This is a genomic window from Streptomyces sp. DI166, assembly GCF_900091315.1.
Lineage (GTDB): Bacteria > Actinomycetota > Actinomycetes > Streptomycetales > Streptomycetaceae > Streptomyces > Streptomyces fuscus.
Genome location: NZ_FLSP01000162.1, coordinates 1 through 10,732 on the forward strand (window position 1 = coordinate 1; position 10,732 = coordinate 10,732).

2 protein-coding genes are annotated in these 10,732 nt (G+C 74.9%); both read right to left on the reverse strand.

What is annotated here, in order from left to right:
- A partial coding sequence (locus tag GA0115233_RS42120) for a type I polyketide synthase (protein ID WP_176712093.1) occupies positions 1-9,435 on the reverse strand: 9,435 nt, incomplete at its 3' end.
- A gap of 45 nt (positions 9,436-9,480) precedes the next feature.
- Positions 9,481-10,732 (reverse strand): KR domain-containing protein (locus GA0115233_RS38360; RefSeq protein ID WP_141689639.1); only part of this gene is annotated, 1,252 nt, incomplete at its 5' end.

The window sequence follows — 10,732 nt, forward strand, 5'->3', positions numbered from 1 at the left end:
AACGCTCGCGGTGCCGAACACCTCCGCACCCAAGTGACGCGCCACCTGCGTGGCCGCCATACCTACACCACCGGCCGCCGCGTGCACGAGAATCCGCTCCCCCGCACGCAGCACGCCGAGGTCGGTGAGGGCGTAGTACGCCGTCAGGAACACAATCGGTACCGACGCCGCCTGCGCGAACGACCACCCCGCCGGAACACGGGCCACAGTCCGGGCATCCGCGACCGCGACCGGCCCGAAGGAGCCCGGGAAGAGGCCCATCACCCGGTCACCAACGGCCAGTCCGGTCACCCCGGGACCGACCTCGGTGACGACACCGGCGCCCTCCAGACCGAAGTCCTTCGCGTCACCGGGATACATACCAAGGGCGTTGAGCACGTCACGGAAGTTGACGCCCGCCGCCCGTACGGCGATTCGGACCTGGCCTTCGCCCAACTCCACCGAGGCGTCCACGGGGGTGAGGCCCAGCCCCTCCAGCGTGCCCTTCTCCACGATGTCGAGCCGCCAGGCGGACGCCTCGGCGGGGGCGGGGAGTTCGTGGTCGGTCGTGGCGCGGGCCAGGCGCGGGGTGTGGGCGGTTCCGGCGCGCAGCGCGAACTCCGCCTCGTCGGAGGCGAGGGCCGCGGCGAGGGCCGCCCGGGACTCGGGGGCGGCGTCGAGGTCGGCCAGGGCGAACCGGCCGGGGTTCTCCGCGCGGGCCGCCCGCACCAGGCCCCATACGGCAGCGAGCGCCGGGTCGACGGGGCCGTTGTCGGGGGCGACGGCGCCTTCGGTGACGACGACCAAGCGGGCGCCCTCGTACCGCTCCTCCGTCAGCCAGGCCCGGATCAGCTCCAGGGTGGCCGTCGTCGTGGTGTGCGCGGCGGTGGCCGGATCGCCGTCGGGCCGTACGACGCGGACGAGGACGTCCTCGCCGGCGGTGACCGTACGGTCGGGGAGGGTGGTGGGGATGTCCGGCACGGTCGCCGGTAGGTCCGGCGCCGAGGTGTGGTCGCCCCGCAGCGGGGTCCAGGCCACCCGGTGCAACAAGTCGGTGTGGCCGCCTGCGACCGGGGCGGCAGGTGCCGTGGTCAGCGGGCGCAGGGTCAGGGCGGTGACGGTGGCGACGGGGGTGCCCGCCGGGTCGGTGAGGTCGATACCGACGGCGCCCGAGGCGGTGCGGCGCAGTCGGGCGCGCAGTCCGGTGGCGCCGGTGGCGTGAAGGGTGACGCCCTCCCAGGAGAACGGCAGCCCTGGGCCTGCCGTGCTGTTGTCGGTGGCCACGGTTCCGAGGGCGTGCAGGAGCGAGTCCAGCAGGGCGGGGTGGATGCCGTAGCGGCGGGCGTCGCCGGCGGCTTCGGTGGGCAGGGTGGCCTCGGCGAACAGGTCGTCGCCGTGCTGTCGCACGCCGGTCAGGCCGCAGAAGTGCGGGCCGTACGCCAGTCCGGTCGCGGCCAGTTGGTCGTAGAGGCCGTCGGTGGGGACCGTGGTGGCGTGGGCGGGCGGTCCGGTCTCGGCCGTGGGGGCCGGGACGGTGGGATCGGGGTGCAGAGTGCCGGTGGCGTGCTGCGTCCACGGCTCGTCGTCGGTGTCCGCTTCCTCGGCGTGGTCGGCCGGGCGGGAGTAGACGCCGATGTCGCGGCGGCCGGTGTCGTCGGGGGCGCCGACGGTGATCTGGAGCTGGGCGGATCCGTGCTCGGGCAGCACGAGCGGGGTGTGCAGGGTGAGTTCCTCGACCGTGGCGCAGCCGACGCGGTCGGCGGCGTGCAGGGCGAGTTCGAGGAACGCGGTGCCGGGCAGCAGTACCGAGCCGGACACGACGTGTTCGGCCAGCCAGGGCTGGAGCCGGGTGGACAGCCGCCCGGTGAGGACGGCGGCGCCGCTGTCGGCGAGGGTGACGGCGGCACCGAGCAGCGGGTGTCCGGCGGCGGACAGTCCGGCGGAGCGCAGGTCGCCGAGCGGGGCGCCGGGACGCGGCCAGTAGCGGGCGTGCTGGAAGGCGTACGTGGGCAGTTCGACCGTGCGGGCCGGGGGCAGTACGGCGGCCCAGGTGACGTCGGTTCCGTGGGTGAACAGGGTCGCCGTCGCTGTGAGCAGCGCGTGGGTCTCGGGGCGGTCGGCGCGCAAGGCGGGGATCGCCAGGGGTTCGGCGTCGGTGAGCGCGGCGTGGACGAGGGCGGTGAGGGTGCCGTCGGGGCCGAGTTCCAGGAAGCGGGTGACACCGTCGCGGTGCAGGGTGTGGGTGGCGTCGGCGAACCGGACGGCCTCGCGGACGTGCCGCACCCAGTACTCCGGGGACATCAGGTCCTCGGGGTCGGCGCCGGTGCCGGTCAATGTGGAGACGATCGCCACCTCGGGCTGCTCGTATACGAGTTGCTCGGCTACGGCCCGGAAGTCGGCCAGCATGGGCTCCATCAGGGGTGAGTGGAAGGCGTGGCTGACGCGGAGGGCGGTGACCTTGCGGCCCTCGCCGCGGAAGCGGTCCGCGATCTCCTCGGCCTTCTCGGCGTCGCCTGAAATCACCACGGAATGTGGGCCGTTGACGGCGGCGATGCCCACCTCGTCCGTGAGCAGCGGCAACACCTCGTCCTCCGAGGCCCGCACCGCCACCATCGCGCCGCCGTCGGGGAGCGCCTGCATCAGACGGCCGCGCGCGGCAACCAGCCTGCACGCGTCCGCCAGCGACCACACCCCCGCCACATGCGCGGCAGCGATCTCACCGATCGAGTGCCCGGCCAGCACGTCCGGCCGCACACCCCACGACTCCAGCAGCCGGAACAGCGCCACTTCAAGGGCGAACAGGGCAGGCTGCGCGTACTCGGTTCGGTTCAGTGCCTCCTGGTCGTCCCCGAACACCACCTCCCGCAACGGGCGCGGCAGTTCCGTGTCCAGGTGGGCACAGGCCGCATCGAAGGCGTCCGCGAAGACGGAGCACGTGTCGTACAACTCCCGCCCCATGCCGAGCCGTTGCGAACCCTGTCCCGCGAACAGGAACGCGGTACGCCCCTCGGGGTCGACGCGGCCGGTCACGGCGTCCGTGCTCGGCTCGCCGGTGATCAGGGAGCGGAGCCCGGCGCGCAGCGCGCCGCCGTCCGCGCCGAGGACGACCGCGCGGTGTTCGTGCGCGGTGCGGGTGGTGGCGAGGGAGCGGGCGAGGTCGGCGTCGGTGAGGTCGGGGCGGGCCTCGATGTGGGCGAGGAGGCGTGCGGCCTGGTCCTGGAGGGCGTCGGCGCAGGCGCCGGAGAGGGTCCACGCCAGCAGGCCGCCGACGGGCTCGGCGGACGCGTCGTCCTGGACGGCTTGGGGTGCGGGCGGTTCGGCGACGATGACGTGCGCGTTGGTGCCGGACACGCCGAACGCGGAGACTCCGGCGCGGCGGGGTCGGCCCTCGGGGGAGGCCCACTCGCGGCTGTCGGTGAGGAGTTCGACGGCGCCGGTGGACCAGTCGACGTGGGTGGACGGCCGTTCGGCGTGCAGGGTGGGCGGCAGGACGCGGTGGCGGATCGCCTCGACCGTCTTGATCACGCCCGCGACACCGGCGGCGGCCTGGGTGTGGCCGATGTTCGACTTCAACGAGCCGAGATACAGGGGCTGTTCGCGGTCCTGCCCGTAGGTGGCGAGGAGCGCCTGGGCCTCGATGGGGTCGCCGAGGGTCGTGCCCGTGCCGTGGGCCTCGACGGCGTCGACGTCGGCGGGGTTCAGCCCGGCGTCGGCGAGAGCGGCGCGGATGACGCGCTGCTGGGCGGGCCCGTTGGGCGCGGTGAGGCCGTTGGAGGCGCCGTCCTGGTTGACGGCGGAACCGGCGACGACGGCGAGGACCGGGTGCCCGTGGCGGCGGGCGTCGGAGAGGCGCTCGACGACGAGGACGCCGGCGCCCTCGCCCCAGCCGGTGCCGTCGGCGTCGTCGGAGAACGCCTTGCAGCGTCCGTCCGGGGCGAGGCCCCGCTGTCTGCTGAACTCGATGAAGGCGCCCGGTGTCGACATGACGGTGACGCCGCCCGCGAGGGCCAGGTCGCACTCGCCGGAGCGCAGCGACCGCACGGCGAGGTGCAGGGCGACCAAGGAGGAGGAGCAGGCGGTGTCGACGGTGAGGGTGGGGCCCTCAAGCCCGAGGACGTAGGCGATGCGGCCGGAGACGACGGCCGCGGCGTTGCCGGTGCCGAGGAAGCCGTCGCCCGCGTCGGGGGTGCTCAGCAACAGTGCCGGGTAGTCCTGGCCGTTGGAGCCCATGAACACGCCGGTTCGGCTGCCGCGCAGGGCGCCGGGGGCGATGGCGGCGCGTTCCAGGGCCTCCCAGGAGATCTCCAGGAGCAGCCGCTGCTGGGGGTCCATGGCGAGCGCTTCGCGCGGGGAGATCCCGAAGAAGCCGGGGTCGAAGTCGCCGACACCGGTGAGGAATCCGCCGTGCCGGGCGTAGGTGGTGCCCGGTCGGCCGGGCTCGGGGTGGTAGAGGGCTTCGAGGTCCCAGCCGCGGTCGGTGGGGAGTTCGTCGACGGCGTCGCCCGCGCCCGCGACCAGGTCCCAGAGTTCGGCGGGGCCGCTGACGTCGCCGGGCAGGCGGCAGCCCATGCCGACGATGACGATCGGGTCGTCGTCGGCGCGGTCGGCGCCGTGCGCGGAAGGCCCGGCGCCGGGTTCCTGGGCGTCGCCGAAGAGTTCGTTGTGCAGGTGGGTGGCGAGGTCGACGGGGGTGGGGTGGTCGAAGACGAGGGTGGCGGGCAGCGCGAGGCCGGTCTCGGTGGTGAGGCGGTTGCGCAGTTCCACGGCGGTCAGCGAGTCGAAGCCGGAGTCGCGGAAGGCGCGCCGGGTCTCCAGCAGGCTCGCGTCGGTGTGGCCGAGAACGGCGGCGGCATGGGTGCGGACCAGCTCCAGCAGGGCGCGGGTGCGTTCGGCGGGGGCGCGGCCCGCGAGGCGGTCGCGCAGGGCTGACCCGGCTCCGCCGTGGCCGGCGGCGGACGGGCCCGCGCGCAGGGCCTCGACGGCCTCGGGGATGCCGGTCAGCAGGGGGCTGGGGCGGGTACTGGTGAAGCCGGGCGCGAATCGGGCCCAGTCGACGTCGGCGACGACCTGCCCGGTCGCGCCGAGGTCCAGGACGCGGCGCAGCGCGGCGAGCGCGGTGTCGGGGTCGAGGGAGGTGAGGCCGCGGCGGCGCAGATACTCCTCCGCGCCGTCCTCGGCGGCCATGCCGCCGCCCGCCCAGGGGCCCCAGGCGACGGAGAGCGCGGTGGCGCCACGGGCGCGGCGCCGCTCGGCGAGGGCGTCGAGGTAGGCGTTGGCGGCGGCGTAGGCGCTCTGGCCGCCGCTGCCCCACACGCCGGCGATGGAGGAGAACAGCACGAAGGCGTCCAGGGGCCGGTCGCCCAGTACGGCGTCCAGGTGGGCGGCGCCCTGGGCCTTGGCGGCGAGGACGCGGGCGAACCGGTCGTCGTCGACGTCGGCGAGCGACACGCTGTCGGTGACACCGGCCGCGTGGACGACGGCGTCCACGGTGTGCCGGGCGAGCAGGTCGGCGACGGCGGAACGGTCCGAAACGTCGCAGGCCTCTACGGTGACGCGGGCGCCGAGTGCGGTGAGCCGGGCGGTGAGTTCGGCGGCTCCGGGCGCGTCGGGGCCCCGGCGGCCGGTGAGTACGAGGTGTTCGGCGCCCTGCTCCGCGGCCCACTGCGCGACCCGGGCGCCGAGCGCTCCGGTACCGCCGGTGATCAGGACAGTGCCACGGGGCTGCCAGCCGGGCCCGGCGGGCTCGGCGGCGGTGTCCTCGGCGTGCCGCAGCCGACGCGCGAGGACACCCGAGGCACGGACGGCGACCTCGTCCTCGTCGCCGGCGGCGAGAACGGCGGCGAGGCGGTCGCCGGCCCGCCGGTCGACGGTGCCGGGGAGGTCGACGAGCCCGCCGAACCGGTTCCCGAGCTCCAGCGCGGCGACCCGGCCGAGGCCCCACAGGGCCGCCTGCGCGGGGTCCGGCGCGGCGTCGGAACGGGCCGTCGCGACGGCACCGCGAGTCGCCAGCCACAGCGGGGCGGCCACTTCGGCGTCACCGAGCGCCTGCAGGAGCCGTACGACGGGCAGGGCGAGGGCGGAGGAGTCGGGTTCCACCGAGCCCGAGCGGCCGGGTGCGGAGGAGTCGGGTTCCACCGAGCCCGAGCGGCCGAGTGCGGAGGAGTCGGGTTCCACCGAGCCCGAGCGGCCGGGTGCGGAGGAGTCGGGTTCCACCGAGCCCGAGCGGCCGAGTGCGGAGGAGTCGGGTTCCACCGAGCCCGAGCCGCCAGGTTCCGCCGAGCCGGAGAGACCGGGTCCCCCGGCGCTCGGCAGTGCGAGCACGCCCGCCACCGCGCCCACCTCCGCGAAACGGCCCGCGAGCGCGCCCCGCTCCTCCCCCGCCGCGTACGGGAACAGCACCGGCTCGGCGCCGCGGGCGGCAAGGGCGTCCCGCACCGTCCGGGTGAGGGCGTCGTCGGCGGTGTCCGGCACGGCGAGCAGCCAGCGTCCGGCGAGACGGGCCTCCGGGGCGGCGTCGAGCGGCTGCCAGGCGATCCGATGCCGCAGCCGGTCGACGCGTCCGAGTTCCCGGCGCCCCCGCCACCACGTCGACAGGGCGGGCACGAGCGGCCGCAGCAGCCCCTCGTCGACCTGCAGGGTGTCGGCGAGCGCGGCGATGTCCTCCTGCTCGACGGCCGACCAGAAGCCGCCGTCCCGGCCGGGCGTGCCGTCCTCGGCGGGGGGCGTGTGCGGGGTGGGCTCCAGCCAGTAGCGGCTGCGGCGGAAGGCGTACGTGGGCAGGTCGACGGGCTTGGCGCCGGTGCCGGCGAAGACGGCCGCCCAGTCGACGGCGGCGCCGTGCGCGAAGGCGTCCGCGACGGCCGCCATCAGCGCGGTCGGCTCGGGCCGGTCCTTGCGCAGCGTCGGTACGGCGGTGAGGCCGTCGCCTTCGAGGTAGGCGCGCGTGAGCGCGGTGAGTGTGCCGTCGGGACCCAGCTCCACGAACCGCGTGACGCGCCGCTTGCCCAACAGCCGTACGCCGTCGGCGAAGCGGACCGCCTCGCGGACGTGCCGGACCCAGTACTCGGGGTTGCACAGGTCGGCGGGGCGGGCGGTCTCGCCGGTCATGTCGGAGACAAGGGTGAGCCGCGGCGGCCGGTACTCCAGCGACTCGGCGACGCGGCGGAACTCCGCGAGCATCGGCTCCATGAGCGGCGAGTGGAAGGCGTGGCTGACGCGCAGCGGGGTGACCTTGCGGTCCTGGGCGCGGAAGTGCGCGGCGACGGCCTCCACGGCGTCGGCGGCGCCGGAGACCACGACGGAGCGCGGTCCGTTGACGGCGGCGATGCCCACCCGGTCCGTGAGGTGCGGCAGCACCTCGTCCTCGTCGGCCTGGACGGCGGCCATGGCGCCGCCCTCGGGCAGGGCCTGCATCAGCCGGCCCCGCGCCACCACCAGACGGCACGCGTCCGGCAGTGACCACACCCCGGCGACATGCGCGGCGGCCAGCTCGCCGACGGAGTGGCCGAGCAGGAACTTCGGGGTGAGCCCCCACGCCTCCAACTGCCGGAACAGAGCCACTTCCAGGGCGAACAGCGCGGGCTGCGCGTACTCCGTGCGGTTCAGCGGCTCCGCGTCGTCGCCGAAGACGACTGCCTTGAGGTCGAAGGGCAGTTCGGCGTCGACGGCGTCGAAGGCGGCGGTGAACTCGGGGTGGCTGCCGTACAGTTCGCGGCCCATGCCGGGGCGCTGGGAGCCCTGCCCGGCGAACAGGAACGCGGTCGCGCCGCGCACGGTACGGCCGCGTACGGTCGCGGTGCCGGGCTCGCCCGCGGCGAGCGCGGTCAGCTCCCGTACGGCGTCGTCGTGGTCGGTGGCGAGTACGACCGCCCGGTGTTCGAGGGCGGCACGGGTGGTGGCGAGGGCGTGGCCGATGTCGAGCGGGCGGGGCGCTGCCGGCCGCTCGCGGAGGTGTTCGAGGAGCCGGGCGGCCTGGGCGCGCAGGGCGTCCTCGCTGCGCGCGCTCACCGGCCAAGGGACGACGGCCAGTTCGCGCGAGGGGGCCTCCGGGTCCGCGTCCTCGGTGGCCGGGGCTTCCTCGATGACGGCGTGCGCGTTGGTGCCGCTGATGCCGAAGGAGGACACACCGGCGCGGCGCGGGGTGTCGGTGCGCGGCCAGTCGACGGGTTCGGTGAGCAGGCGTACGGCGCCCGCCTCCCAGTCGACGTGGCGGGACGGCTCGGACACGTGCAGGGTGCGCGGGAGCGTGCCGTGCCGCATCGCCTGGACCATCTTGATGATGCTGCCGACGCCCGCCGCGGACTGGGTGTGCCCGATGTTCGACTTCAACGAGCCCAGCCACAGCGGCTGTTCGCGCTCCTGTCCGTACGTGGCGAGGAGTGCCTGCGCCTCGATGGGGTCGCCGAGGGAGGTGCCGGTGCCGTGCGCGTCGACGGCGTGGACGTCGGCCGGGGTGAGTCCGGCGGCGTCGAGGGCGGCGCGGATGACTCGCTGCTGGGCGGGGCCGTTGGGCGCGGTGAGGCCGTTGGAGGCGCCGTCGGAGTTGACGGCCGTACCGCGCACGACGGCCAGCACGGGGTGGCCGAGGCGGCGGGCGTCGGAGAGCCGCTCCACCAGCAGCATGCCGGCGCCCTCGGCCCAGCCGGTGCCGTCGGCGTCGTCGGAGAACGCCTTGCAGCGCCCGTCGGGGGCGAGACCCCGCTGCCTGCTGAACTCGTAGAACATCGCCGGAGTCGCCATGACCGCGACTCCGCCCGCGAGGGCCATGTCGCACTCGCCGCGGCGCAGCGCCTGGCACGCCCAGTGCAGGGCGACCAGCGAGGAGGAGCACGCCGTGTCGACGGTGACGGTGGGGCCCTCAAGCCCGAGGGTGTAGGCGATACGGCCGGAGGCCACGGAGGTGGCGTTGCCCGCCAGCAGCAGGCCCTGCACCCCGTCCGGGAACTCGCTGACTCCCGCCCCGTACCCGGAGGTCGCGGCGCCGACGAAGACGCCGGTGCTGCTGCCGCGCACCGATCCGGGGTCGATGCCGGCGCGTTCGAACGCCTCCCAGGAGATCTCCAGCAGCAGCCGCTGCTGGGGGTCCATCGCGAGGGCCTCGCGCGGGGAGATCCCGAAGAAGTCCGCGTCGAACTGCGGGGCCTCGTGCAGGAATCCGCCGCCGAGCGCGTAGAACGTGCCCGGGTTGTCGGGGTCCGGGTCGTAGCCCGCGTCGACGTCCCAGCCGCGGTCGGCGGGGAAGCCGGAGATGGCGTCCCCGCCCTCGGCGACCAGCCGCCACAGCTCCTCCGGACTGTCCACGCCGCCCGGGTAGCGGCAGCTCATCGCGACGATCGCGACCGGTTCCCGGTCCCGGTCCTCCGCCTCGCGCAACTGCCGGCGGGTCTGCCGCAGTTCCGCGGTCAGCCGCTTGAGGTACTCGACGTACTTGTCGTCCATCTTGTCGTCTTCAGCCACCAACGCCACATCCCTGAGCCGATGCCAACGGTTTCCCGCGGCTGATCACGACATCCCGAGTTCTTTGTCGATGAGGTCGAACAGTTCGTCCGCCGTGCCGACGGAGTCGAGTTCTCCGTCGTCCACGTCGGCGACCGCCGCTCCGGTCCGCCCGGAGCCGGTGCCGTTGTCGTGTCCGGCACCGTCGCCCTTGGTTGTGAGTTCCTGCCACTTCTCCGTCAGCGTCCGCAGACGGGAAGCGATGGCCGCGTGGTCGTCACCGCCGGCCGCCGCCGTGGCAAACGCGGCCTCCAGCCGGTCGAGTTCGGCCAGCAGCGGGGCGGCCGCGGCCGGGCCGTTGGCCCGCTGGGTGTCGGAGGTCTCCTCCGGCAGCCTGATCTGCTCCAGCAGATGTGCGGCCAGTGCCGTCGGTGTCGGGTGGTCGAACACCAGCGTCGCCGACAGCCGCAGCCTGGTGGCCGCGTTGAGCCGGTTGCGCAGCTCCACCGCGGTGAGCGAGTCGAAGCCCAGCTCCTTGAACGCCTGTTCCGGATCGATCTCGTCGGCGGAGGCGTGGCCGAGCGTGGCCGCCGCCTGCGCGCACACCAAGTCGATCAGGTGCTGCTCCCGGTCGGCCGGGGCGAGGGCCGCGAGCCGTGCGCCGAGGTCCTGCGTCTCGCCCTGCGCGACGGCCCCGGTGTCGGCGGCCTTGCGGGCCGGGGCGCGCACCAGTCCGCGCAGCAGCGGCGGTACGGCCTCGGCGTGGGCGCGCAGTGCCTTGAGGTCGAGGTCGACCGGCAGCAGCAGCGCCCGGTGCGCGGGGACCCGAAGGGTGGCGAGCCCCGCTTCGTCCAGGAGCCCCAGGCCTTGTTCGGCGCTGAGCGGTCGCATGCCGCCGCGCGCCATACGGCGCAGGTCGGCCTCGGTCAGCTCGGCCGTCATCCCGGTCCCGGACGCCCAGGGGCCCCAGGCGAGGGACGTGGCGGGGAGTCCGGCCGTGCGGCGGGTCGCGGCGAAGGCGTCCAGGAAGGCGTTCGCGGCCGCGTAGTTGGCCTGTCCGGCGCTGCCGAAGGTGCCGGCGACGGAGGAGAAGACCACGAAGGCGGCGAGGTCTTCGTTTCGGGTCAGTTCGTGCAGGTGCCGCACCGCGTCGGCCTTCGGGCGCAGGACGCGGGCCAGGCGATCGGGGGTGAGGGCCTGGATCACTCCGTCGTCCACCACGCCTGCCGTGTGGATCACGGCCGTGAGTGAGTGACCGGCCAGGGCGGCGGCGAGGGCGTCGCGCTCGGATACGTCGACGGCGACGGTTTCGACATCC